The following is a 23,413-nucleotide window of genomic DNA, read 5'->3' on the forward strand; positions in this document are numbered from 1 at the left end:
CCGCGAGCCTACGGACGCGCGGTGCGGCGCAGCGTCGCGACCCGGGTGTCGTCGTCGCGGCGCTCCAGCGTGATCGTCACCGCGGACCCGGCGAGCCGTTCCGCGACCCCGACCCCCCACTCGACGGCGACGACCGCCCGGTCCAGTTCGGTGTCGAGGTCGAGGTCGTCCAGCTCGGCCGCGACGTCGGGCGGCCGGGCCGCTGTGCCGTCTCCGATCAGCCGGTAGGCGTCGACGTGCACCAGGGCCGGGCCGTCTCCCGCGGAGGGGTGCTCGCGGGCGATCACGAACGTCGGCGAGGCCACCGTGCCGGTCACCCCGAGCCCGCGGGCCAGGCCGCGGACCAGGGCGGTCTTGCCCGCGCCGAGCGGCCCGGCCAGGAGCACGACGTCACCGGCGACCAGCTCGCGCCCGACCGTCTCGCCGAAGGACTCGGTGTCGGCGACGGTCGGCAGCTCGGTGACGACGGCGTCCGCGCCGGGGGCGGGGATCACGGCCGGTCCTTCTTCCGGGACCGGCCGGCCCGGGCCGGGGTCCGGCTGCCCCGGCGGACCCGGCCCGCACCGCGCAGCAGCCCCTGCAGCGCGCCGCCGCCTGCCTCGGCCTGCTCCTCGTCGGTCGTGTCGATGAGCTGGGGCGGGCGCTTGGCGCGCAGCCCGCCGCCCGCGGTGCGCTCGGTGGTGCGGGCGATCAGCGCGTCGAGCTCGGCGTCGACGACCTCGGGCTGCTCCAGCATCGGCATGTGCCCGACCCCGGGCAGGCGCACCAGCCGGGCGGTCGGGATCGCCTCGGCGATGACCTCGCTGTGCCGCCACGGGATGATCCGGTCGCCGTCGCCGGCCAGGACGAGCACCTCGCAGCCGGACAGGCCGGGCAGCGCCGCGAGCCGGTCGTGGGTGCCGAGGGTGTCGACGAAGTCGGTGAGCGCGCCGACGGCGTTCGAGTCGATCATCGTGTCGACGAGGTCGACCATCCGCGGGTCGACCTGGCGGTCGCCGTAGGCGAAGCGCTTGGTGAACGCCCAGATGATGTCACCCAGTGCGCGCCGGCCCGTCTCGACCAGGCCGGGCTGCCACGCGGCGAGCCCGCCGAGGGCCCGGATGACCGGGTTGCGCCGGGACAGGAACGTGCCCGGCAGCCCCGAGGACGCCATCTCCCCCGCCGAGGTCGACACCAGCGCCACGCCGGCGACGCGCTCGTGGAACAGCTCCGGGTGCTGCTCGGCCAGCGCCATCACGGTCATGCCGCCCATCGAGTGCGACACCAGCACCAGCGGCTCCTCGGGGGCCAGCGCGCGGATGACGGCGTCGAGGTCGCGGCCGAGCTGGTCGATCGTGCAGGAGTCCGCGGGCGCCCGCTCGGAGCGGCCGTGGCTGCGCTGGTCGTAGAGCACCATCCGCACCGACGGGCCGGTCAGCCCGGCCAGGTGCGGCCGCTGCTCGGACCAGGTGCGCCGGTCCAGGGCGAAGCCGTGCACCAGCACCACCGTCAGCGCGTGCTCCGAGCCGTCGGCCGGGGCGACCACCTCGCAGGCGATGCGGACGCCGTCGTCGGCCATCACCGACATCTCCTCGCCGACGGTGCCCGGCGGCGTCCCGGCGTGCGCGGACATCTCGGTGGCCAGGCTGCGGCGGGTGGCGGCGATCTTGCGTCGCTGCGCGGCGACGCCGACCCCGGCCGCGGCGCCCGCCGCGCCGACCACACCGCCCGCGATCCCGGCGACGGTCCATCCCCTGCGGCTCATGCGACTCCCCCGCGCCCGTCGGTCACCGTGCGGCGCACCCGCCCCCGGACGCCCGTGACGATCTCGTAGTGGATGGTGCCCAGCTCGTCGGCCCACTCGCGGGCCGTCGGTCCGCCGTCGGCGCCGGTGCCGAACAGCTCGACCGGGTCGCCGATCGCGACCGGCAGTACCCCGGGCCGCCCGCAGTCGACGACGAACTGGTCCATGCAGACCCGCCCGGCGACCGGCCGGACGGTGCCGCCGATCCGCACGCGCATCCGGCCACCGTCGTTGAGCCGGCGCGGGACGCCGTCGGCGTAGCCCAGCGGCACCAGTGCCAGCGTGCGCGGTTCGCGGGCGACCCACTCGTGGCCGTAGGACACGCCCTCGCCCGCCTCGACGGTCTTGGTGAGCGCGACCCGGCCGCGCAGCGTCATCGCCGGGCGCAGCGGGCTGTCGGCGGGGCGGGCGATCGGGTCGAGCCCGTAGACGGCGATCCCCGGCCGGACGACGTCGAGGTGCAGGTCGGGGCGGGTCATCAGGCCCGCCGAGTTGCACAGGTGCAGCTGTGGGGCGAACCCGCGGTCCCGGGCGAGCGCGGCGGCGGCGTGCAGCCGCGCGGCCTGGCTGTCGACGGCGGGCTGGCCCGGCTCGTCGGCGGCGGCCAGGTGCGACCACACGGCCACGACCTCGCAGGTGCCGTCGGCGACGCCCTGGGAGACGTCGTCGAGCAGGGCGGGCCACTCGCCGGGCGGGCAGCCGTTGCGCGACAGCCCGGTGTCGGCCTTGAGGTGCAGCCGGACCGGGCGGCCCGCGGCGCGGGCACCGGCCAGCACCTCGGCGAGGTGCACGCGGCCGGACACCGACAGCTCCACCCCCGCGGCGACGGCGGCGGCGAAGTCGGCGTCGGGCAGGTGCAGCCAGGACAGCAGCGGCGCGTCGACACCGTCGGCCCGCAGCGCGAGCGCCTCCTCCAGGGTGGCGACGCCGAGCCGGGTCGCCCCGGCCGACAGCGCCGCCCGTGCGACGGCGGCGGCGCCGTGGCCGTAGCCGTCGGCCTTGACCACGACCATGGTCTCGGCCCCGGACGCGAGACCCGACAGGTACCGGGTGTTGTGCCGGACGGCGTCGAGGTCGACCACCGCCTCGGCCGCCGGTGCGCCCGGTCCGGGCCGGGGCCGCGGACCGGGTGCGGGGTCGGTCGTGGGTAGCACGGCCCCGATCATCGCATCCCGGTCCGTCGCGGCCCGGTCCCGAGCCCGGCTCAGTCGGTCCCGGCCTCCATCGCGGCGCGGTCGAGGGACTCCTCGGCCTGCTCGGCGTCGGGGTCCGACGGCGTCGCGGTGATCTCCGCCGCACGCCCGGCCTCGATCTCGCCGACGAAGGTGCCGAACTCGCCGCCGAGCATCCCGGTGGCCGAGTACTGCTCCAGCTTGGCGCGGGAGTCGGCCAGGTCCAGGTTGCGCAGGGTGAGCTGGCCGATGCGGTCGCCCGGGGTGAACGGGGCGTCCTCGACGCGCTCCATCGAGAGCCGGTCCTCGGCGTAGGCCAGGGCGGGGCCGCGGGTGTCGAGCACCGACCAGTCGTTGCCGCGGCGCAGCCGCAGCGTGACCGACCCGGTGACCGCGTTGCCGACCCAGCGGGTCAGGGACTCGCGCAGCATCAGCGACTGCGGCTCCAGCCAGCGGCCCTCGTAGAGGAGCCTGCCGAGCCGGCGGCCCTGCTCCTCGTAGGCCGACAGCGAGTCGTGGTTGTGGATCGCCGAGACGAGCCGCTCGTAGGTGACGAACAGCAGCGCCATCGCCGGGGCCTCGTAGATGCCGCGGCTCTTGGCCTCGATGATCCGGTTCTCGATCTGGTCGGTCATGCCCAGGCCGTGCCGGCCGCCGATCCGGTTGGCCTCGGTGACCAGCGCGACGGGGTCGTCGTAGCGGGTGCCGTTGATCGCGACGGGGCGACCGGCCTCCCACTCGACGGTGACGTCCTCGGTCTCGACCGCGACGGCCGGGTCCCAGAACCGCACGCCCATGATCGGCTCGACGATCTCGATCGAGGTGTCGAGGTGCTCGAGCCTCTTGGCCTCGTGGGTGGCGCCCCAGATGTTGGCGTCGGTCGAGTACGCCTTCTCCGCGGAGTCCCGGTAGGGCAGCTCCCGCTCGCCCAGCCAGGCGCTCATCTCCGCGCGGCCGCCGAGCTGGTCGACGAACGCCTCGTCCAGCCACGGCTTGTAGATCCGCAGGGCGGGGTTGGCGAGCAGGCCGTAGCGGTAGAACCGCTCGATGTCGTTGCCCTTGAAGGTCGAGCCGTCGCCCCAGATGGAGACGCCGTCGTCGGCCATGGCGCGGACCAGCAGGGTGCCGGTGACGGCGCGGCCGATGGGGGTGGTGTTGAAGTAGGGCATCCCGCCGGCGCGGATGTGGAAGGCACCGCAGGCGATCGCGGCGATGCCCTCGTCGACCAGTGCACGACGGCAGTCGACGACGCGGGCGGCCTCGGCGCCGTACTCCAGCGCGCGCTCGCGGACGGCGACGAGGTCGGGCTCGTCGGGCTGTCCGAGGTCGGCGGTGTAGGCGTAGGGGACCGCGCCGTTCTCGCGCATCCAGGCGACCGCGACGGAGGTGTCGAGGCCACCGGAGAAGGCGATGCCGACGCGCTCGCCGACGGGGAGGCTGGTCAGGATCTTCGGCACGCGCGGAACGCTAACAACCCGCTCCCGGCGCAGGTCCGCCGGTGTGCCGCTTCAGCGCCCCGACGCCGCCGACCGGACCGACCGCAGTGCGACCGGGATCGCCGCCTGCATCGCCGACGCCGGCGCCGGGACCGGCGGCAGCCCGTGCTCGCGGGCGGCCGCCGTCGCGGCGCGGGCGTGCACCAGCGTCGCGCAGCCCGCCGCCCACCACGGGTCCAGCCCGGCGGCCAGCAGCGCGCCGATCATGCCGGTGAGCACGTCGCCGGAGCCCGCGGTGGCGGCCCAGGAGTCCGCGGCCGGGTCCACCAGCACCCGTCCGTCCGGTGCGGCGACGACGGTCGCGTTCCCCTTCAGCAGCACCGTCACCCCGAGGTCGGCGGCGGCGCGGCGGGCGGCGCCGATGCGGTCGGGCCCGACCTCGCCCGCGATCCGGGCGAACTCCCCCGCGTGCGGGGTGAGCACGACGGGCTCGCCGTGGATGCGCATCCGCAGGTGGGCGTGCTGTGCGAGCAGGGTGATCGCGTCGGCGTCGAGGCAGAGCGGCACCTCGCGGTCCAGCGCCTCCTCCAGCACCGCCCGGCCCTGCCCGCCGGTGCCCAGCCCCGGCCCGACCGCCCAGGCCTGGGTGCGGCCCGCGTCGGTGATGTCGCCGGTGGCGACGATCTCCGGCCAGTGCCTGCGGACCTCGTCGGCGGCGGACCCGGCGAAGCGGACCATCCCGGAGGTGGCCAGGGCCGCGGCCCCCGCGGCGAGGACGGCGGCGCCGGGGTAGGTGGCCGACCCGGCGGCGATCCCGACGACGCCCTGGCTGTACTTGTCGTCGCCGGGTCCCGGGACCGGCCAGCGGGCGCCGACGTCGCCGTCGGACAGCACCCGCGCGTGCGGCTCGGTCCCCTCGAGGAACGGCCCGAGCCCGAAGTCCACCAGCCGCACCGGGCCGCAGAGCGGGGCGGCGAGGGCGTGCACCGGCTTGCGGCAGCCGAAGGTGACCGTCAGCGCGGCGCGGACGTGCGGCCCGTCGGTCGCCCCGGTGTCGCAGTCGACGCCCGAGGGCAGGTCGCAGGCCACGATCGGCACACCCGCCCCGTCGGCGGCGGCGACCAGCTCCGGGGCCGGGTCGCGCAGCGCACCGCGCCCGGAGATGCCGACGATCCCGTCGACGACGACGTCCGCCCCCGCCACCAGCGCCCGCGCCGAGTCGAGCGCGCCGGCGGCCGGGCCGGGCGGGTGCAGGGCCAGCACCCGCCCGCGGGCGGCGCGCAGCGCGGCGAGGCCCGCCGGGTGCGCACGGTCCGGCGCCAGCAGCACCGCGGTGACGTGCGCGCCCCGGCGGCGCAGCTCGGCACCGGCCCACAGGGCGTCGCCGCCGTTGTCGCCCGCCCCGACGAGCAGCACCACCCGGCGGCCGTAGGTCGCGCCGAGGAACTCCCGCACGTGGTGCGCGAGCCCCGACGCGGCCCGGCGCATCAGCACCCCGTCGCCGACGGTGCGCATCATGGCCGCCTCGGCCGCCCGTACCTGGTCCGCGGTGTGGAGCCCGTGCATGGCCGCGAGGCTAGCGCCGGGCGACCATGATCGACGGTTGTGGAGCGGGACGCCCGCGTCGCGGACGCTCCGCTCCACGACCGGTGATCACTCGACGGTGACCGACTTCGCCAGGTTGCGGGGCTTGTCGACGTCGTAGCCGCGGGCCCGGGCGATCTCGGCCGCGATGACCTGCAACGGGATCGTCGCGACCAGCGGCTGCAGCAGCGTCGGCACCGCGGGCAGCTCGAAGAGGTGGTCCGCGAACGGGCGCACGGTCTCGTCGCCGGTCTCGGCGAGGACCACGGTCCGCGCCCCACGCGCCTTGATCTCCTGGATGTTGGACAGCAGCTTGGAGTGCAGGACCGCGCGTCCCTTCGGCGACGGCATCACCACCACGACCGGCAGCCCGTCCTCGATCAGCGCGATCGGGCCGTGCTTGAGCTCGCCGGCCGCGAAGGCCTCGGCGTGCATGTAGGCGAGCTCCTTGAGCTTGAGCGCGCCCTCCAGCGCCACCGGGTAGCCGACGTGGCGGCCGAGGAACAGCACCGCCTTCGACGGCGCCAGCTCCTGCCCGAGCGCACGGGCCTCGCCGAGGGACTCCAGCACCTCGGCGACGGCCGCCGGGATGGCCTCCAGCGCCTCGTACTCGCGGACGACCTCGTCCGGGTACTTGGTCCCGCGGGCCTGGGCCAGGGCCAGGCCGACGAGGTAGTTCGCGGCGACCTGGGCGGTGAAGGTCTTGGTCGCGGCGACGCCGATCTCCGGACCCGCGTGGGTGTAGATCACCGCGTCGGACTCGCGCGGGATCTGCGCCCCGTTGGTGTTGCAGATGGCCAGCACGCGCGCCTTCTGCTCCTTGGCGTGGCGCAGTGCCTCCAGGGTGTCGGCGGTCTCGCCGGACTGGGAGATCGCGACGACCAGCGTCGAGCGGTCCAGCACCGGGTCCCGGTAGCGGAACTCGCTGGCCAGCTCGATCTCGACCGGGATCCGGGTCCAGTGCTCGATCGCGTACTTCGCGAGCAGCCCGGAGTGGTAGGCGGTGCCGCAGGCGACGACGAAGACCTTGTCGACGTCGCGCAGGTCCTGGTCGGTCAGACGCTGCTCGTCGAGGACGATCCGGCCCTCGACGAGGTGCCCGCGCAGGGTGTCGGCGATCGCGGTCGGCTGCTCCTCGATCTCCTTGAGCATGAAGTAGTCGTGGCCGCCCTTCTCGGCGGCGGCGAGGTCCCAGGTCACCTCGAACGGGTTGACCCCGACCGGCTCCCCGTGGAAGTCGGTGACGTCGTAGCCGTCGCGGGTGATCGTCACGACCTGGTCCTGGCCGAGCTCGACGGCGTCGCGGGTGAACTCGATGAACGCCGCGACGTCGGAGGCCAGGAACGTCTCCCCCTCGCCGATGCCGAGCACCAGCGGCGAGTTGCGACGGGCGGCGACGATCCGGTCCGGCTCGTCGGCGTGCGTCACGACCAGGGTGAACGCGCCCTCCAGCCGGCGGGCGACGGCGCGGACCGATGCGGGCAGATCGCCCTTCGTCGGGCCGTCGGCGTAGGCCAGCGCCACCAGGTGCGCGGCGGTCTCGGTGTCGGTGTCGGACTCCGCCCAGATGCCACGGGCCTCCAGCTCGGCGCGCAGCTCCAGGAAGTTCTCGATGATGCCGTTGTGGACGACCGCGACCGTGCCGTCGCTGCTGCGGTGCGGGTGGGCGTTGCGGTCGGTGGGCGGGCCGTGCGTAGCCCACCGCGTGTGCCCGATGCCCGAGGTCCCGGTGAACCGGTCGCGACCGATCTCCTCGAGGCGTGTCTCCAGGTTGGCCAGGGCTCCGGCCTTGCGCTCGACCAGCAGCTCACCGCCGTCCGGCAGCGCGACGCCGGCGGAGTCGTAACCGCGGTACTCCAGTCGTCGCAGGCCGCCAAGGACGACGTCGAGTGCGGACCGATGACCGACGTAACCGACGATGCCACACATACGGATGAGCGTATCGACGCCCGGTTGCCGATCTTCCGGCGACGGGGTCGGTCCGGCGCCACGCCGGACGTCCGTGCGAGTCGGGCATGCGGTGACCTGCACCGGTACGGTGCCGACCGTGGCCCGGACCAGCGTGACCCGACCCCCGTCGATGAAGGGGGCCAAGGACGCCCTCGGTGTGCTGTCGCGTCCGGGGCCGAACCCGGTGAAGCACGGCGACCTGGGCCTGATCGGTCTGCCGGGCATCGTCTACACCCCCGCGGAGGGCTACCAGCTGCCCGCCGTGGTGATCGGGCACGCGTGGCTGCAGCCCGCGCACCGCTACCACGAGCTGCTGCGTCACCTCGCGACCTGGGGTTTCGTCGCCGCCGCGCCGAACACCCAGCGCGGCCCGGTCCCGAGCGTCGCCCGGTTCGCCTCGGACCTGAACACCGTCCTCGACGTGTGCGTCGGCGTCCGGCTCGGCGACGGCCACGTCAGCGTCGACGCCCGCAAGACCGCGCTGGTCGGGCACGGAACCGGGGGCGGCGCCGCCGTCCTCGCCGCGGCCCGGCGTGAGCGCCTCGGCGCGCTGGTGACCCTCGCGGCGTCGGAGGTGAAGCCGTCCGCGATCGAGGCGGCCGCCGCGGTGACCGTCCCGACGCTGCACCTCGCCGCCGCCGTCGACTCGCTGGCCCCCATGGAGGGACACGCGCAGCGGATCGCCGCCGCCCAGCACGAGGCCGGCACCGACGTGACGCTCCGCGAGATCGAGAAGGCCGGGCACCTCGGGTTCTGCGAGGGCAGGCACTGGACGAGCTTGCTGCTGCAGAACCGCCCGCAGCACCGGACCCGGAAGATCACCCGGGCGCTGGTGACGGCGTTCCTCATGCAGGAGCTGCAGAACGAGAAGCGGGTGTCCTCGCTGACCTCGGGGAACGTCCCCGGGGCGCCGGTGGTGGACCTCACCCCGGAGCCCCAGGAGGAGCCCGAGGAGCGCTCCTCGGGCCTGCTCGGCATCGGCGGCTGACCCCGGTCCTCCGCCGGGCGCGCGACGCACCGCCCGCGCGGTGATCCGCCGCCCGCTCGCCCCCCGGAACACGTGACGATCCACCCGGCGCGCGGTGATCCGTCGTTCGCGCGGGTCCGGACACGCGCGCGGAACGGATCATCGCGCGCGCCGCGGATCAGCGCGCGGGGGCGGCCGGCGGATGGGCGCGGACGGCGGATCGGCGCGCGGACGGCGCGCTCAGGGCGCCAGCCACACCTTCCGGTCGGCCCCGGCGACGGCGTCGAACGCCGCACAGGCCGACGGCGGTGACCCGGACGAGGACCTCGCCGGATCCTGCCCGACGACGAGCTCGACGCCCATCTGGCCTCGGTCACCGTGCAGCGGCGGACCGACCAGACGGTGCGCGACGTGGCCGCGCTGCGCGAGGCCGTCGTGCGGGGCCCGGGAGCAGGGCTGGGCGCTGGTCGAGGGCGAGCTGGAGGACGGCCTGCGCGGCGTCGCGGCGCCGGTGCGCAACCGGGCCGGGCGGGTGATCGCGGCGGTGAACGTGTCGACGCACGTCGGCGTGGCGTCGCGGGAGGAGCTGACCGGGCGGCACCTGCCGCGGCTGCTGCGGGCCGCCGCGAGGATCGAGGCGGACCTGGTGGCCTCGGACCTGTGACCCCGGGCCCGCGCGGCCCGGTGGGCGGTCCCGTCAGCGCTCGGTGGGACCGTCCGGGACGGACGACGGGGTGAGCGACGGCGCCACCGGGCCGCGACGGTCGGGGACGCGGATGCCGGTGAGGCCGGGCAGCCGCATCCCCGGGACCTCCGGGTCCGCGGTGCCGTCGGACTGCGCGCCGCCGTGGGGCCGCGGGTCGTGGGACTCCGGACCGTGGTGCCGCGGGTCGTGGGGCTGCGCGGCGTCGTGGGCGGTCTCGTCGGCGAGCCGGCGCACCTCCCGCCCGACGAGGTCGAGCCGGCCGAGCCACTCCCGGCCCGCGGGGTCGTCCCAGGCGTCGGCGACGGCGGTGCGGATCCCCGCGAGCACCCCCGCGACGTCGTCGAGCCTGCCCACCAGCTCCCGCAGCGCCGCGGCCTGCTCCGCTGTCCCGGGCGGCCCGTCGATCAGCACGTTCCCGCCCCGGGCGGGGCGGGAACGTGCCGGTCGACGGCGCGCAGGACGGCGACGGTGTCGTCGTCGGCGGTGCGGGCGGTGGCCGCGGCACGCCGGGCCGCGGCGGCGAGCGAGATCAGCTCGTCGGCGACGCGGAGCAGCCGGACCACCCGGTCCCCCGCCGGCCCGTCGACGGTGCCGGGGAGCCCGTCGGCGAGATCGTCGAGCCGACGGGCGGCACGGTCCAGCGCGGCGGGGTCACGCAGCAGCTCCGGTCTCATCGCGCCAGCATCCCGGCCGGTCCGGCCGGCCGGGCCGGCTCGACGGGATCCCGGTCGCGATCGCGAACCCGCGACGACATCGGGGCCGCCACCCGGTGTGGGTGACGGCCCCGATGTCGGGCGGTGTCCCGCTCAGCGCGCGGCGGCGACGACCTCGGCCAGCCGGCCCGCGACGGCGTCGGCCTCGCCCTCGCTGGGCGCCTCGACCATCACGCGGACGAGCTGCTCGGTGCCCGACGGGCGCAGCAGCACCCGGCCGGTGTCCCCCAGCTCGGCCTCGGCCTTGGCGACGGCCTCGGCCACGTCCGCCGACGCGGCGACCGCGTCCTTGTCCGCGACGGCCACGTTGCGCAGCACCTGCGGCAGTACGGTGACCACCGAGGCGAGCTCGGCCAGCGACGTGCCGGTCTGTGCGACCCGCGACATGAGCCGCAGGGCGGTGAGCAGACCGTCGCCGGTGGTGGCGTGGCCCGGCAGCACCACGTGCCCGGACTGCTCGCCGCCGAGGGTGAACCCGCCCTCGCGCAGCCGCTCCAGCACGTAGCGGTCCCCGACCTTGGTGGTGTCCAGGGTGATCCCGGCCTCGCGCATGGCGATGTGCAGGCCCAGGTTGCTCATCACCGTGGCGACGAGCGTGTCGTGGGCGAGCTCGCCGGCGTCGCGCATGGCGAGCGCCAGCACGGCCATGATCCGGTCACCGTCGACGACGGCGCCCGTCCCGTCGACGGCCAGGCAGCGGTCGGCGTCGCCGTCGTGGGCGATGCCGAGGTCGGCGCCGTGCTCGAGCACCGCGGACCGCAGCGGCTCCAGGTGGGTGGACCCGACGCCGTCGTTGATGTTGAGCCCGTCCGGCTCGGCGTGCAGCGCGATCACGTCCGCGCCCGCCTGGCGGTAGGCCTCCGGCGCGGCCAGCGCGGCGGCGCCGTGCGCGCAGTCCACGACCACGCGCAGCCCTGACAGCGAGCCGGGCGCGGCGGAGAGCAGGTGCGCGACGTAGACGTCGGTGGCGTCCGGGGCGTCCCAGACGCGGCCGATGCCCTCCCCGGTGGGGCGGGCGCCGAGCCCGGCGGCCAGCTGCTGCTCGATCGCGTCCTCGACGTCGTCGGGCAGCTTGTGGCCGCCCGCGGCGAAGAGCTTGATGCCGTTGTCGGGCATCGGGTTGTGCGACGCGGAGATCATCACGCCGAGGTCGGCGCCGGTCTCGGCGACCAGGTGCGCGACGCCCGGGGTCGGCAGCACACCGACCCGGATCGCGTCCGCACCGGCCGAGGTGAGCCCGGCGACGACCGCGGCCTCGAGCATCTCGCCGCTCGCGCGGGGGTCGCGTCCGACGACCGCGAGGGGCCGGCGGCCGGAGCCGTTCGAGAGCGTGCGGGCGGCCGAGGCACAGACGCCAACGGCGAACTCCGGAGTGAGGAGTTCGCCGTTGGCCAGGCCCCGGACGCCGTCGGTTCCGAAGAGACGAGGCATCCGGTGTGCGATCAGCGCTTGGAGTACTGGGGCGCCTTGCGGGCCTTCTTGAGGCCGTACTTCTTGCGCTCGACGGCGCGGGCGTCACGGGTCAGCCAGCCGGCCTTCTTCAGCGGCGGGCGGTCCTCGGAGTCCAGCTCGACCAGCGCACGGGCGATGGCCAGGCGCAGCGCGCCGGCCTGACCCGCGGTGCCGCCACCCTTGAGGTTGGCGAAGATGTCGAAGCGCTCGGTCTTCTCGAGGAGGACCAGCGGCTCCTTCACGATCTGCTGGTGCAGCTTGTTCGGGAAGTACACCTCGAGCGGCTTGCCGTTGAGGGTGAACCCACCGGTGCCCGGCAGCAGCCGGACGCGGACGACGGCCTCCTTGCGGCGGCCGACGGTCTGGACCGGGCGGTCGCCCAGCACGGGTGCCTCGGCGGCGAACTCGTCGGCGTCGAAGTCGGCGGCGTCACCGATGGTGTAGTCGACGTCGGCGACCTCGGTCTCGGTGGCCTCGGTCTCGGTCGCCTCGGCGGCCGCACCCTCGGTCTCGACCGCGTCGACGACCTCGTCGGGTCCGTTCTCGGGGCTGGTCACGGGCTGTCCCTCTTCGTTGCTCGGGGTGGTCACTGGCTGACCTGCTTGATCTCGAACGGCTGCGGCTTCTGGGCCTCGTGCGGGTGCGCCGGGCCGGCGTAGACCTTCAGCTTCTTGGCCATGGCGCGGCCGAGACGGTTCTTCGGCAGCATGCCCTTGATCGCCTTCTCGACGAGGCGGTCGGGCTGGCTGTCGATCATCTCGCCGACGGAGCGCTGGCGGAGGCCACCCGGGAAGCCGGAGTGGCGGTAGATGAACTTGTCGGCACGCTTGTTGCCGGACACCGAGATCTTCTCCGCGTTCACGATGACCACGAAGTCGCCGTTGTCGACGTGCGGGGCGTAGGTCGGCTTGTGCTTCCCGCGCAGCAGCGTGGCAGCGTGGGTGGCGAGCCGACCGAGGCGCACGTCCTCGGCGTCGATCACGTGCCAGGCGTGCTGGATGTCGCCGGGCTTGGGGCTGTACGTGGGCACGGATCTACCTCGTCGTCGTTCTCGGCTGGTGGGCCGTCCGCACGGGTTCCGGCCCACTCTCTAGTCTCTGGTTCCTCAGCGTGCTGCTGGTGGACGCCGGAGGGACGCTCGATCCCGCCGCTGTCGCCGGAGGACGGCGCCCGCGGGTCTCCACCGCTGCACAACGAGAGCCAAGCGTACCCGCCGGTTCCGGGGGCGGACGCAAGGGGGTCGTCCGGGCCCCCGGACCGGGTGTCAGGCGAACCGGGCCCGGTTCGCCTGCTCGGTGGCCCGGTAGTTCTGACCGGCCTGGCCGACGAGCTTCCCGATGGTGCCCAGGGTGGTGGTCAGCTCGGCCGCCGAGGTGTCCCACTTCTGCTGCGACGCCCGGTAGGTGGCCGCCGCGTCGCCGGTCCAGGTCGCGACCATCGGCGCCAGTTGCCGCCGGAGGTCCTCGAGCTGGGAGGTGATGCGTGCGGTCGTCGCGACGGTGTCGGCCGACGCCGTCTCGAGCGCGCTGAAGGTGACCTTGATCTCGGATCCCATGGTGTGGCTCCCCCTCACCCGAGCACCGACGTGATGGCGGTGCGGTTCCGGTCCTCCTGCTGCTGGTACGTCGTCGCCGTGCCGCCGAGCTGCTCACCGATCGCACCCAGCGCCTCGTTCAGCCGCCGCGCCTCGGTGTCCCACTTGGCCATCAGCTGGGCGAACGCCGTCGCCGCGGTGCCGGACCACTGGCCCTGCAGCGGTCCCAGCTGGCTGCGCAGGCGGCCGAGCTCGCCGTTGACGGCGTCGCTCACCGCCCGCACCTGGCCCGCCGCGCGGACCATCTCCTCGGTCGTCGTGCCGAACCCGTCGGCCATACGTCCCACCTCGTCCCCTGATCGGACCCCGGCGCGGCCGTGTCGACGGCTCCCGGGCCCGGGGGCGCGGTGCCCCCGGCCCGCGCACAGTGGCAGGGCGCGCCGGTGGCCGTGGCCGTTCCGGGCGGACCGTTCGCGACCGGGAACGCCGGGGGCTCAGGGCACCCGGTGCAGCGTCGCGACGACCTCGCCGCAGGCCGCGGCGACCGGGGCGCCCACCGGCCGCCGGCACCCGGCGACGAGCTCGTCGGTGCCGGAGAACACGACGTGCCAGTCGACGACGGTCCCGTCGCCCGGTGTCTCGGTCCAGCGCAGGACCGCGCGGCCGCCGACCGTCGCGGGCACCGGCCCGGGGTCACCGACCAGCGCGGCGAGCTCGCGGCGGGCCCGGTCGGGCTCGCGCCCGGCGTCGTAGCCGAGCGGGCTGCGCTCCAGCACGAGGAGGTCGGCCCCGTCCGGGCCGCCGGCGGGGGTGAGCAGCACGCGTCGGCGCTGCGGGTCGCCGCCGGTGTGCTCCCAGCCGGTGGGCAGCGCGGCGGCGTAGCCGTACTGGGCGACCGTGGCCCCGGCCGGCGTCACCGGGCGCGGGCCACCGAGCAGCAGCCCGGTACCGAGGAGGACCGCTCCCAGCACCCCCGCGACGACGATCGCCGCCCGGGCGCGGTCCGGGCCCTCGGCAGGCGGGGTGGCGGGGTCGGGCGCACCGGGCCAGTCCGGTTCCTCCAGCGCCTCGATCGCGCCGGGCGGCGGGACGACCGTGTCGGGGCCGGGGTCGGCGAGCACGGAGGCGCCCAGCACCGCAGCCCCGACCACCGCCGCCGCCTCCGGGCCCCAGGGCTCGCCGCCGTCGGGCCGCCGCCCGGCGACGCGCACCGGGCACGGGAGCCGGTACCCGGCCGCGCCGCCGGGCCGCCCCGCAGCCCGAGTGCCCGCGGCCCGGCCGTCCGCAGCCCGAGTGCCCGCGGCCCGGCCGTCCGCGGGTCGAGTGGCCGCGGTCCGGGAGTCCGCGGTCCGGGAGTCCGCGGGCCGAGTGGCCGCGGTCCGGGAGTCCGCGGTCCGGGTGTCGGCCGCAGTGTGCTCCCCGGGGAGGAACGGGCCGACCGTCCCGGCGACCACGACCAGCTCCGCACCGGTCGCCCGCACGAGCGACGCGAGGTCGGGGCCCCGCTCCCCCACCCGTTCCGGCACCCCGTCGCGGACCAGCACCACGTCGTCGTCGACGACCAGGACCGGCCCGTCCGGCAGCTCCGGTTCCGCCGCGAGCACCGCGACCGCGGCCGGGACCACCAGCACCCGCGGGCCTCCGGGGAAGGCGCCGCCCGCCGTCGTCCCGACCCGGACGACGACCCCGGGCGGCTCGTCGCCGAAGAAGTCCGCGACGGCCGTCGCCGGGGGTGTGCCGGGCGGGGCCGCGGCGACCAGGCGCAGCCCGGCGGCGTCCGCGGCGGCGAGCAGCACCGCGTCGCGGCGGTCGTGCACGGCGACCGCGACGCCGCTCACCCCGGCTCGGTCCAGGCCAGCTGCACCCGTCGCGCCCCGGCCCGCCGGTCGACGAGCACGGCGCGGCCGGGTGGCATCGGCCCGGGGCGGACCTTCTCCAGCAGCGCGCCCTCGTCGGGGCTGCCGGAGCCGACCAGGCCGGGGGCGCCCAGCTCGCGCAGTCGCCCGAGGACCGGGTCGAACAGCGCCCGCCCGGCCCCGCCGGTGCGTCGCGCGAGGACGACGTGCAGCCCGACGTCGCGGGCCTGCGGCAGGTACTCGGCGAGCGCGAGCAGCGGGTGCGTGCCGGCCGACCCCGCCGCGGGGACGACGAGGTCGTAGTCGTCGACGAGCAGCCACACGTCCGGCCCGCTCCACCAGGACCGTTCCCGCAGCTGGGCCGGGGTGACGTCCGGGCCGGGCAGCCGCCGTCCGAGCGAGCCCGCGATCTCGGCGCAGGCGTCGGTGGTGGCCTGCGCGGTCGAGGTGTGGGCGAGCAGGTGGCTCTGCGGGACCCCGCCGAGCAGCGTCCGCCGGTGGTCGACGACGACGATCCGCGCCTGCTGGGGCGCCCATCGCGCGGCGATGCCGTGGGCGAGGGTCCGCAGCAGGGTCGTCTTGCCGCCGCCGGAGTCGGCGAAGCAGAGCAGGTGCGGCTCGTCCGGGTCGAGCTCGACGGTGGCGAGCCGGTCCTCGTCGACGCCGAGCGCGGGCCCGCGGCCCGGGCCGCTCGGGAGCTCGGTGACCTCGATCCGGGTGGGCAGCAGCCGCACCGGGCCGACCGACGGGCCGTCCCAGGCGTCGTCGATCTCCCGGGCCGGGTCGGTGCCGGGGACCAGGCAGGGCGCGGCGACGACGGTGGCCTCGCCGTCGGCGGACAGGCCGTGCCCGGGCAGTGCGGGCACCGCGGCCGCACGACGGCGGTCCACCTCGGAGTCCGACGGGTCGCCCAGCCGCAGCTCGACCCGGCTGCCGAGCTGGTCCTTGAGCGCGGGGCGGATCTCGGCCCAGCGGGCGGCGGACAGCGCGAGGTGCACGCCGTAGGCGAGCCCGCGGGCGGCGAGGGCGGTCAGCTTCTCGTCCAGGTCCTCGAACCCGGCGCGCAGCGCCGCGTAGCCGTCGACGACGAGCAGCAGGTCGGTGGCGGTCACCCCGGCGAACCCGCCCGCGGCGCGCCGGGCCCGGAACTCCTCGATCCCGGCGACGCCGTGCGCGGCGAACAGCTGCTCGCGCTCGTCGACGGCGGCGACGGTCTCGGCCACCACCCGTCGCACCAGGTCGCCGGCGCGGCGGTCGGCGACGGTCCCGACGTGCGGCAGCCCGGCCAGCGGGGCGAGCGTGCCGCCGCCGAGGTCGAGCACGTGCACGCCCAGTTCGCCGGGGGTGTGGGTGAGCGCGAGCGCGGTGACGACGGTGCGCAGCGCGGTCGACTTCCCCGACCGCGGCCCCCCGACGACGGCGAGGTGCCCGGCCGCGCCGGACAGGTCCAGCACCAGCGGGTCGCGCCGCTGGGCGTAGGGCCGGTCGACGAGCCCGACCGGCGCGGCGAGCCGTCCGACCGGTCCCGGCGCGCACAGCCCGCGCCCGGCCCGGACCAGCGGGTCGCCGAGCACCACCGGCAGCGGCGGCGGCTCCGCGAGCGGCGGCAGCCACACCCGGTGCGCGCGCGGACCGGGCCCGGACACCGCGCCGGCGATGCGGTCGAGAACGGTGCCGGTGGGCGCGGGCCCGTGGTCCGGCGCCGGGAGCTGCGCCGAGGCGGGCAGCGCGACCGGGCCCGCGCGGAACGGCAGCGCGAGCCGCGGCGCGCCGGGTGCGCGGCGGCGCTCGGCCCGCGGGGTGTCCGGGCCGGAGACGTAGGCGGCCCGGAAGCGCACCAGCTCGTCGGTGCCCGCGGACAGGTACGCGGCGCCGGGCGTCGGCGGGAGCAGGTGCGCGTCGGGCACGCCCAGCACCGCGCGGGACTCCGCGGCGGAGAAGGTGCGCAGCGCGATCCGGTAGGACAGGTGCGACTCGAGACCGCGCAGCCGGCCCTCCTCCAGTCGCTGCGAGGCCAGCAGCAGGTGGATGCCGAGCGAGCGGCCGAGCCGCCCGACGGTCACCATCAGGTCGATCATCTCCGGCCGCTGGGCGAGCAGCTCGGAGAACTCGTCGACGACGACCAGCAGCGACGGCAGCGCCGCCAGCGGCGTCCCGTCCCGGCGCAGCGCGTCGTGCTCGGCCAGCGACGACAGGTTCCCCGCGGCGCGCAGCACCTCCTGGCGGCGGGTGATCTCCCCGGCGAGCGCGTCGGCCATCCGGTCGACCAGGGTCAGCTCCTCGGCCAGGTTGGTGATCACCGCGGAGGTGTGCGGCAGCCCGGCGAGCCCGAGGAACGTCGCGCCGCCCTTGAAGTCGACGAGCACCAGGTTGAGCTCCTCGGCGGTGTGCGTCGCCACCAGCCCGAGGACGAGGGTGCGCAGCAGCTCGCTCTTGCCGGAGCCGGTCGCGCCGATGCACAAACCGTGCGGACCCGCACCGCCCTGCGCGGACTCCTTGAGGTCGAGCAGCACCGGCCGGCCGCCGTCGTCGGTGCCCAGCGGGACCCGCAGCCGCTCCCCCGGCCCCCGCCGGCCGCGCAGCGCGGCGACCCCGGCCGGGTCCGTCGTGGACAGTCCGAGCAGCGACGGCAACCCGGTCGACCCGCTGTCCACACCGGACGTGACGACGTCGCCGCCGCCGTCCGGGCGGTAGCGCGCGAGCCGGCGCGCGAGTGCCAGCGCCTCGGCGACGACGAGCCCGTCGGGGACGCCGACGTCCCGGCCGCCGGGCCCGCCCCGGCGCAGCGTGCGCACGCCGTCGGGCCCGGTCCCGGCGGCGAGGCGCAGCACCGACGCCGCGGGCCTGCGCCCGCCCGCGGGCCCCAGCCGCAGCACGGTGACGCCGGGCAGCCCGGCCCACGCGCCCGGGGTGTCGGCGGCCCCGTCGAGCACGACGAGCAGGTGCTGCTGGGCCGCGGACGGCTCGTCGACCCACCAGCGCCGCACCCGGTCCGGGTCGTCGGTGATCATCCGGACCGGCCCGACGGCGTCGGAGAGCCGCGGGTGGGCGACGTGCGGCAGCCACTTCGCCCACTCCCAGCGCGCGGCCGCACCCCCCGGCGCGACGACGGCGAGCCGCGCGTCGTCGGGACCGTGCCAGGTGACGTACTGGGCGACCAGTGCCCGGGCGAGGTCGAGCACCGGGGCGGCGTCCGGGTCCGGTTCGAGCCAGATCGTCGCCGACGCGCGGGTGTCGACGGCGACCGGTAGATCGTCCACGGTGGACCAGCGGCGCAGGAAACGGCGCAGCGCCAGCGCGGACAGCGGTTCGAGTGTCTCCATCGGACCGGTGTGCGGCGCGGTGAGCCGGGTGGCGAGACGCTGGGTGCCGCGCCCGGCGCGCAGGCGGCCGAAGTCGTCGTCACCGGGGCGGCGCTCCCACAACCGGTCCGCGGCGAGCACGTCCGGCCAGGCGGCCGGGTCGGGGTGCGCGCTCTCCAGCGCGTGCCGCTGCTCGGCGGCGATCGCGCGGGCCCGCCCGCCCAGGACGTCGAGGTAGCGCAGGTAGTCGCGGCGGTCCTCGTCCATCGTCGCGGTGCGCGCGCCGGCGCCGCGGCCGCCGCCGGCGAGCATGCCCAGCGCGGACAGCGTGAACATCCCGCCGAACAGCCAGGTGCTGGTGTCCCCGCGGCCCAGCACGACGAACAGCAGCGCCCCGCCGACCATCGCCAGCGGGAGCAGCCGCGCCGCGAGGCCGCCGGGGACCGGGCGCTCCGGCTCGGGCGGTGGTTCGAGCACCAGCTCGCCGCCGGGCAGCTCGGGCACCGAGCGCCGCGGACGTCGCATCCCGACGGTCCCCGCCATCGCCACGCGCCTCCCGTTCACGGTTCTCCCGAACGCCCACGGCGGCACCGGGGCCGTCGGATACTCGCAGCCGCCCCGGGCCCGCCGGGGCCGTTCGGAGAGATCTGCCAGGGAGCCGCCCGTGACCTCCGTCCTGCCCGCACCGGCCGCGACCGGCCCCGGCGACGCGGTGCCCGCCACCACGTCCGGGCCGGTGCCCGGCCGCTGGACCCGGGTCGGGGTGCACACCCCGCGCGGGCGCCTCGACGTGGCGCTGCCGGCCGACGTCGCCGTCGCCGAGCTGGTCCCGATGGTGCGCGAGCTGCTGGGACGCGCGTCCACCGACACCCCGCAGGCCTGGCGGTTCACCGGCCCCGCGGGCGGCCCCCTGCCCGCCGACGCCACCCTCGACGAGCTCGGTGTCCACGAGGGCGAGCTGCTGCACCTGGGCCCGCCGCGTCCGGCACCCGCGCCGCCGGTGCTCGACGACGCCGCCGAGACCGTCGCCGGTGCGGTGCGCGGTGCGGCCGACGCCGCCGGGACGGCGCGCTGGTCCGGGACGGCCGCGGCCGTGCTGGCGACGGCCTCCGCGGGCGCCGTGCTGTCCACCGTGGATGGTTCGTGGCGGCCGTGGGCGTGCGCGCTCGCCGCCGCCGGTGCCGTCGGGGCGCTGCTGGTCGCCCACCGCGCCCGCGACGACGACCGGCTCACGACCGCCGCCGCACTCTGCGCCGTCCCCGCCGCGGCGACGGCCGGGCTCACCGCGCTGCCCGCACCTGCCGGGGCGGGGGCGCTGCTGCTCGCCGCCGCCGGGACCGGTCTGGCCACCGCCGCGGGTCAGGCGATCGCGCGGGCGGTGTCCCCGGTCCTGCTCGCCGTCGCCCTGGCGGCCTCCGGGACCGCCGCCGCGGCGCTGGCCCGGCTGCTGCTGGAGGCCCCGGTGACGGCCGTCGCGGCCGGGCTCGCGGCGCCCGCCCTGGCCGCCGGGCCCCTGCTGCCCCGGCTGGCGCTGCGCCTGGCCGGGATCCCGGCCCCGGCCGTCCCGACCGACGCCGAGTCCGTCGCGGGCGCCGAGCGGGTGCTGCCCGGTGCGGAGCTGACCGCCCGGGCCGGGCTGGCCCGCGGCCTGCACACCGGGACGCTGGCCGGCACCGCGGTCGCGGCCGCCGGGGCTGCCGCCGTCGCCGCGACCGGGGGCTGGACCGGTGGCCTGTTGCTGGTGGTGACGGCGGCGGTGCTGCTCCTGCGGGCCCGTGCGCTCGTCGAGGCCGCGGCGGCCCGCGTCCTGACCGGGGCCGCGGTGGTCGCGGTCGCCACCGCCGCCGTCCCGGCCGCGCTCACGCTGGACCCCGCGCCGCGGCTCGCCGTCGCGGCCGGGCTGCTGCTCGCCGTCGGCGCGGGTGCCGCGGCCGCGCGGACGAACCCGTCACCGCCGGCCCGCCGGGCGCTCGACGTGTGCGAGCTCGTCCTCACCGCCGCCGCCGTGCCCGCCGCACTGGCCGCGATGGGCCTGTTCGCCCTGGTCCGCACCCTGTGACCGGCCCGGTCCGGCGGGCCGTGCCGCTGCTGGCGGCGTCTCTGCTCGCTCTCCCCCTGCCCACCCCGCCCGCTGCCGCCCCTCCGTCACCCCCGCCGCGTCGTGCGCCGTCCCCACCCCCTGTGGGATCGCCACACCCGCTGCAGCAGGTGTGGCAGCGGGCGACGGGGTGTGGACGCGGCCGGTCGCCGTGGCGGCCGAGCCCGGACCGCCGGGGCCGGCCGACGGGTTGCGGCAGACCCGCGCCTGCACCCCGCCCGGCGACGACGGCCCGGGCGCCGCCCGCGGTGCGGTCCCGCAGCCACCCCCGGATCTCGCGACCGGGGCGGGGCAGCTCGTCGCCGTCGTCGACACCGGGGTGGCGCCGCTGCCCCGGCTGGCCGGACGGCTCAGCGGCGGCGGGGACTACCTCACCGGCGGTGACGGTCTCACCGACTGCGACGGCCACGGCTCCGATGTCGCGCTGCTCCTCGCCGGAGCCGCCGACCCCGTCACCGGGCTCGGCGCGGGTATGGCGCCGGGCGCGCGAATCCTGTCGCTGCGCCAGTCCTCGGGTCGCTTCGCCGTCCGCGGCACCGACGGCACCGAGCGGCCCGCCGGGGAGATCGGCACCCTGGCCGCGGCGATCGACCGGGCCGTCGCACTCGGCGCGAGCGTCGTCAACGTGTCCGAGGTGGTGTGCGTGCCGTCCGCGCAGGTCGACTCCGCGGGGGCCGCGCTGCGCGAGGCCGTCGACGGGGCCGAGCGGGCCGGGGTCGTGGTCGTCGCCGCCGCCGGGAACATCGACGGGAGCGGCACCTGCACCGGCGACCCGGACCTGCGGCCGCTGCCCGCGTCCTACGACACGGTCCTCGCCGTCGGCGCGGTCGACGGCGACGACGTCCCCGGCGACTTCTCCGTGCCGGGCCCCTGGGTGGACCTCGCCGCTCCGGGGGCGGACCTGCCCCGTCCGTCCGGACCGGACGGTGCGGTGGTCCGCGGCACGTCGTACTCGGCACCGCTGGTGGCGGGGACCGCGGCGCTGCTGCGCGAACGGTTCCCGATGCTCACCCCGCGCCAGGTCGGGGACCGGTTGCGCGCCACGGCCCGCCCCACCGCGGGCGACGGCCGCACCGGTCACGGTGTGCTCGACCCGGGGGCCGCGCTGACCGCGGAGCCGCTGCTCCTGACCCCGGACGACCCCGCCGGTCCCGGCGGCCGCGCCGGCCCGTCCGGGGCGGGCCGGGCCCCGCTGCCGCTCGCGTCGGCCCCGCCGGCGGACCTGCCCGTGGTGGCCGGGGTCGGCGCGGTCGCGGCGGTCGGCGGGGCGCTCGTCGCGGCGCTCGCGGGGCTGCGGCGCCGGCCCTGAACCGCGGCTCAGCCCGGCAGGTCCGCCACCTCCCGCGCCGCCGCGACGCTCAGCACCCCCGCCCGCGGCAGCAGGCGCACCATCTCCGCCGGTGCGTCCCCCGCCTCCCCGATCCCCAGCGCACGCCCGGTCCCGGCGTCCGCGACGCCGTGCACCGCACCGGACGCGGCGAGCAGCAGCCGCGTCCCGCCGTCACCGCCGCCGGTGTCGACCGGCCCGGTCCGCAGCGGCCCCGGGCCGCTCCCCGGCAGCACCACGGTGTCGAGACCCGGCCCGGCGTCGTCGGCACCGGCGAGACGCACCCGCACCGCGCCGGGCGCGACCGGCTCCCCGCTCCCCGCGACGAGTGCGCGCCGTCCCTCGCGCCAGGTCCCGCACAGCACCGGGGGCACCTCGGTGACCTCGGCCCGGGCGGCGGGCCAGGCCTCGGCGCCGGGCACCCGCGTCTGCCCGACGTCGTCGACCAGCCCGGGCGGCAGCGTCGCCGGTTCGGCCTGCCCGGTCCGGGAGCGGACGGCGTCGGCGAGGGTGACCGGGATCCGGGCGAGCCCGTCGTCGATCACCAGGAAGTACGTCGACCCGGCCCCGAGCGACTGGCTGCGCACGACGTCCCCGTTCCGCCCCAGCCCCACGACGGGTGTCGGTCCGGGGGCGGGGACCCGCAGCGGCGCGCCCTCCGGGATCGCGGAGAGCAGACCGTCGCCGACCCGGCGGACGGGCGCGCCGAGCAGGCCGAGCCCGTCGAGCGCGTTCCGGTCGGACGGGTCGATCCGGTGCCGGGCGCCGTCGTGGACCAGGTAGGTGGCGCCGCCCTCGGCGGTCAGCAGGGCCACCGGTTCCGGTCCGGCCGGGACGGGTCCGAGCGCCCCCGCGAGCACCGTCGTGGTCCCGGCGCCGGAGCCCTCGCCGCGGGTGTCGCAGACCGCCCACGCGGGTGGGACCGGGACCCCGTCGAGCGGGACGCCGACGGTGCCGGGGACGGCCGCCGGCGCGGTGCGCGGCGCGGCGGCCAGTGCGTCGTCGGGCACCGGGACGGGCACGGCGGTGGCACCGTCGTCGCGACCGTGCGCGGCGAGGACCAGCCGTCCCGCGACCGGGTCGGGCACCGGCACGAGCAGCGCGGACCGGTCGGGGTCGCGGACCACGGCGTAGAGCACGCCGCTGCGCTGCCCCTGCACCAGCGCCCGGGAGCGCCAGTCGGTGGCCGGGTCGACCCGGGCCAGCAGCGCCGCCACCGCGAGCGCGAGCAGCCCGACCAGCACTCCGGCGAACACGGCGCGCCGCTGCGAGCGGATCTGCTCGTGCAGCGGCACCGGGTCCGCCCGCACCAGCGCGGCCTCCATCCGGCGCACACCGAACCGGTGGGCGTCGACCTGGTCGCGGGTGGCCGGGGCGCGCTGCACGCGCGCGGGGGCGGGATCGGTGCGCACCGCCCGGACGGTAGGACGGCCGCGACCCCGGCGGAGCCGGTCCGCGGTCACTGCGTAGAAGTACGCCACCTGACCGATCGGTCCAGTTCGTTGCCACCCTCACTCTGTTGCCCATAATGTG

19 protein-coding genes and 1 pseudogene are annotated in these 23,413 nt (G+C 77.3%); 4 read left to right on the forward strand and 16 right to left on the reverse strand.

Going from position 1 to position 23,413, the window contains the following annotated elements; all coding sequences use genetic code 11:
• Positions 1–8 precede the first annotated feature (8 nt).
• The 6 genes and pseudogenes from tsaE to glmS all read right to left on the reverse strand — a co-directional run bounded on the left by tsaE (position 9) and on the right by glmS (position 7,904).
• Positions 9–494, reverse strand: coding sequence for a tRNA (adenosine(37)-N6)-threonylcarbamoyltransferase complex ATPase subunit type 1 TsaE (gene tsaE / locus ZF1_RS23185; RefSeq protein WP_178376000.1), 486 nt, complete (start codon positions 492–494; stop codon positions 9–11).
• Positions 491–1,744, reverse strand: coding sequence for an alpha/beta fold hydrolase (locus ZF1_RS23190; RefSeq protein WP_482638334.1), 1,254 nt, complete (start codon positions 1,742–1,744; stop codon positions 491–493). The genes tsaE and ZF1_RS23190 overlap by 4 nt, the downstream gene beginning before the upstream one ends.
• Entirely contained in the window at positions 1,741–2,937 is a 1,197-nt protein-coding gene (gene alr, locus ZF1_RS23195) for an alanine racemase (protein WP_482638335.1), read from the reverse strand. The genes ZF1_RS23190 and alr overlap by 4 nt, the downstream gene beginning before the upstream one ends.
• A gap of 202 nt (positions 2,938–3,139) precedes the next feature.
• A pseudogene (argG, locus tag ZF1_RS23200) lies at positions 3,140–4,412 on the reverse strand (argininosuccinate synthase); the annotation flags it as partial.
• 51 nt (positions 4,413–4,463) lie between these two features.
• Entirely contained in the window at positions 4,464–5,957 is a 1,494-nt protein-coding gene (locus tag ZF1_RS23205; protein ID WP_482638336.1) for an NAD(P)H-hydrate dehydratase, read from the reverse strand.
• Between the two features lie 87 nt (positions 5,958–6,044).
• Entirely contained in the window at positions 6,045–7,904 is a 1,860-nt protein-coding gene (gene glmS / locus ZF1_RS23210; protein ID WP_482638337.1) for a glutamine--fructose-6-phosphate transaminase (isomerizing), read from the reverse strand.
• Between the two features lie 118 nt (positions 7,905–8,022).
• Here glmS and ZF1_RS23215 point away from each other — a divergent pair, with 118 nt between their 5' ends.
• Positions 8,023–8,913 carry a dienelactone hydrolase family protein gene (locus ZF1_RS23215; protein ID WP_482638338.1) on the forward strand — a complete coding sequence of 297 codons (891 nt, stop codon included), beginning with the start codon at positions 8,023–8,025 and terminating at the stop codon, positions 8,911–8,913.
• 181 nt (positions 8,914–9,094) lie between these two features.
• A complete protein-coding gene (locus ZF1_RS23220; protein WP_482638339.1) occupies positions 9,095–9,556 on the forward strand; it encodes an IclR family transcriptional regulator domain-containing protein in 462 nt (153 codons plus the stop codon).
• 33 nt (positions 9,557–9,589) lie between these two features.
• Here ZF1_RS23220 and ZF1_RS23225 read toward each other — a convergent pair whose 3' ends face one another.
• From ZF1_RS23225 to eccCa, 9 genes are all read right to left on the reverse strand, one after another.
• Complete coding sequence (locus ZF1_RS23225) at positions 9,590–10,009, reverse strand: hypothetical protein (protein ID WP_482638340.1); 420 nt, start codon at positions 10,007–10,009, stop codon at positions 9,590–9,592.
• The gene (locus tag ZF1_RS23230) at positions 10,003–10,272 is read right to left on the reverse strand and encodes a hypothetical protein (protein WP_482638341.1); all 270 of its coding nucleotides are present in this window, start codon (positions 10,270–10,272) and stop codon (positions 10,003–10,005) included. The genes ZF1_RS23225 and ZF1_RS23230 overlap by 7 nt, the downstream gene beginning before the upstream one ends.
• Before the next feature lie 132 nt (positions 10,273–10,404).
• A complete protein-coding gene (gene glmM / locus ZF1_RS23235) occupies positions 10,405–11,742 on the reverse strand; it encodes a phosphoglucosamine mutase (RefSeq protein WP_482638342.1) in 1,338 nt (445 codons plus the stop codon).
• 11 nt (positions 11,743–11,753) lie between these two features.
• Positions 11,754–12,320, reverse strand: a complete 567-nt coding sequence (gene rpsI / locus ZF1_RS23240) for a 30S ribosomal protein S9 (RefSeq protein WP_083474823.1) — start codon at positions 12,318–12,320, stop codon at positions 11,754–11,756.
• Positions 12,321–12,349: 29 nt separating this feature from the next.
• Complete coding sequence (gene rplM, locus ZF1_RS23245; protein WP_062397782.1) at positions 12,350–12,793, reverse strand: 50S ribosomal protein L13; 444 nt, start codon at positions 12,791–12,793, stop codon at positions 12,350–12,352.
• 234 nt (positions 12,794–13,027) lie between these two features.
• Positions 13,028–13,318, reverse strand: coding sequence for a WXG100 family type VII secretion target (locus ZF1_RS23250; protein WP_482638343.1), 291 nt, complete (start codon positions 13,316–13,318; stop codon positions 13,028–13,030).
• Positions 13,319–13,332: 14 nt separating this feature from the next.
• Positions 13,333–13,635 carry a WXG100 family type VII secretion target gene (locus ZF1_RS23255; RefSeq protein ID WP_062397786.1) on the reverse strand — a complete coding sequence of 101 codons (303 nt, stop codon included), beginning with the start codon at positions 13,633–13,635 and terminating at the stop codon, positions 13,333–13,335.
• A gap of 156 nt (positions 13,636–13,791) precedes the next feature.
• Positions 13,792–15,135 carry a type VII secretion-associated protein gene (locus ZF1_RS23260; RefSeq protein ID WP_482638344.1) on the reverse strand — a complete coding sequence of 448 codons (1,344 nt, stop codon included), beginning with the start codon at positions 15,133–15,135 and terminating at the stop codon, positions 13,792–13,794.
• Complete coding sequence (gene eccCa / locus ZF1_RS23265) at positions 15,132–18,980, reverse strand: type VII secretion protein EccCa (RefSeq protein WP_482638345.1); 3,849 nt, start codon at positions 18,978–18,980, stop codon at positions 15,132–15,134. Before eccCa ends, ZF1_RS23260 begins: the two co-directional genes overlap by 4 nt.
• Before the next feature lie 139 nt (positions 18,981–19,119).
• Here eccCa and eccD point away from each other — a divergent pair, with 139 nt between their 5' ends.
• A complete protein-coding gene (gene eccD / locus ZF1_RS23270; RefSeq protein ID WP_482638346.1) occupies positions 19,120–20,514 on the forward strand; it encodes a type VII secretion integral membrane protein EccD in 1,395 nt (464 codons plus the stop codon).
• 151 nt (positions 20,515–20,665) lie between these two features.
• On the forward strand, positions 20,666–21,862 hold the full coding sequence (mycP, locus tag ZF1_RS23275; RefSeq protein ID WP_482638347.1) for a type VII secretion-associated serine protease mycosin: 1,197 nt from the start codon (positions 20,666–20,668) through the stop codon (positions 21,860–21,862).
• 8 nt (positions 21,863–21,870) lie between these two features.
• Here mycP and eccB read toward each other — a convergent pair whose 3' ends face one another.
• A complete protein-coding gene (gene eccB / locus ZF1_RS23280) occupies positions 21,871–23,292 on the reverse strand; it encodes a type VII secretion protein EccB (RefSeq protein WP_482638348.1) in 1,422 nt (473 codons plus the stop codon).
• Between the last annotated feature and the right edge of the window lie 121 nt (positions 23,293–23,413).

The organism is Pseudonocardia sp. ZF1 (genome assembly GCF_056835605.1).

Coding starts and splice junctions, on each gene's coding strand:
- ZF1_RS23190 (WP_482638334.1), bottom strand. CDS start 1,744: ATGAGCCGCAGGGGATGGACCGTCGCCGGGATCGCGGGCGGTGTGGTC.
- ZF1_RS23205 (WP_482638336.1), bottom strand. CDS start 5,957: ATGCACGGGCTCCACACCGCGGACCAGGTACGGGCGGCCGAGGCGGCC.
- glmS (WP_482638337.1), bottom strand. CDS start 7,904: ATGTGTGGCATCGTCGGTTACGTCGGTCATCGGTCCGCACTCGACGTC.
- ZF1_RS23220 (WP_482638339.1), top strand. CDS start 9,095: ATGGGCGCGGACGGCGGATCGGCGCGCGGACGGCGCGCTCAGGGCGCC.
- ZF1_RS23230 (WP_482638341.1), bottom strand. CDS start 10,272: ATGAGACCGGAGCTGCTGCGTGACCCCGCCGCGCTGGACCGTGCCGCC.
- glmM (WP_482638342.1), bottom strand. CDS start 11,742: ATGCCTCGTCTCTTCGGAACCGACGGCGTCCGGGGCCTGGCCAACGGC.
- ZF1_RS23250 (WP_482638343.1), bottom strand. CDS start 13,318: ATGGGATCCGAGATCAAGGTCACCTTCAGCGCGCTCGAGACGGCGTCG.
- ZF1_RS23255 (WP_062397786.1), bottom strand. CDS start 13,635: ATGGCCGACGGGTTCGGCACGACGACCGAGGAGATGGTCCGCGCGGCG.
- eccCa (WP_482638345.1), bottom strand. CDS start 18,980: ATGCGACGTCCGCGGCGCTCGGTGCCCGAGCTGCCCGGCGGCGAGCTG.